This is a genomic window from Rhodococcus sp. IEGM 1408 (assembly GCF_033142235.1).
Taxonomy (GTDB): domain Bacteria; phylum Actinomycetota; class Actinomycetes; order Mycobacteriales; family Mycobacteriaceae; genus Dietzia.
This window is the reverse complement of sequence record NZ_JAWLRW010000040.1, coordinates 1-729: the sequence shown is the minus strand read 5'-3', so window position 1 is coordinate 729 and position 729 is coordinate 1. Positions and strand designations below refer to the sequence as shown.

Below are 729 nucleotides of genomic sequence, written 5' to 3'. Positions count from 1 at the left end.
GGGCCGGCCTCGCTGGTCTGGGGTCGGTCGCGGCAGGCCAGCAGGTGTCCGAAGCGCAGATGAAGGCCCTGTTCGGTGAAGGACTGCACCCGAACGCGGACCTGATGTTCGAGCTGGCACTCGCCCAAGGCGCGTCCCAGGCCGACGCCGCCCGGTCGGCGAAACTGGGCCGGGCGTTCAAGATCGACTCCGGCGCGACCGCGTATCGGGTGGCGTGCGCGGAGGCGTTCGTGGCGCACAATCTCGCACGCGGGCAGAAGTGGAACGCGGCGATCGACGACGCCGACCGCGCGCGGATCCGCACCGATGTCGGATCGAAAATGTTCGCAAAGGAGTACGGACGCGCTCCGGCCGACGAACGGGAACTGTCCGGGTGGGTGGCCAAGGTCGGCCGGCAGAAAACCAGCGCTGTGGCCGGTTTCGACTTGACGTTCACACCGGTGAAATCGGTGTCGGCATTGTGGGCCGTCGCCCCGCGCGAGGTCGCGGAACAGATCGAAGCTGCACACGAGTCCGCGATCGCCGCCGCGGTGACGTACCTGGAGAAGCACGCTTGCTTCACCCGCGTCGGGACCGGGGGAGTGGCGCAGGTCGACGGCAACGGTTTGATCGCCGCACAGTTCACCCACCGTGATTCACGCGCGGGGGATCCGAACCTGCACACCCACGTCGCGATCAGCAACAAGGTCGCCGCCACGATGCCCGACGGCACCACCAAGTGGCTCGCAC

The 729-nt window shown here is 68.0% G+C and carries 1 protein-coding gene; it reads left to right on the top strand.

Features of this window, described 5'->3' with window-relative positions; genetic code table 11:
* On the top strand, positions 1 to 729 hold a 729-nt coding region (gene mobF, locus R4P08_RS18390; RefSeq protein WP_317815308.1), incomplete at both ends, for a MobF family relaxase.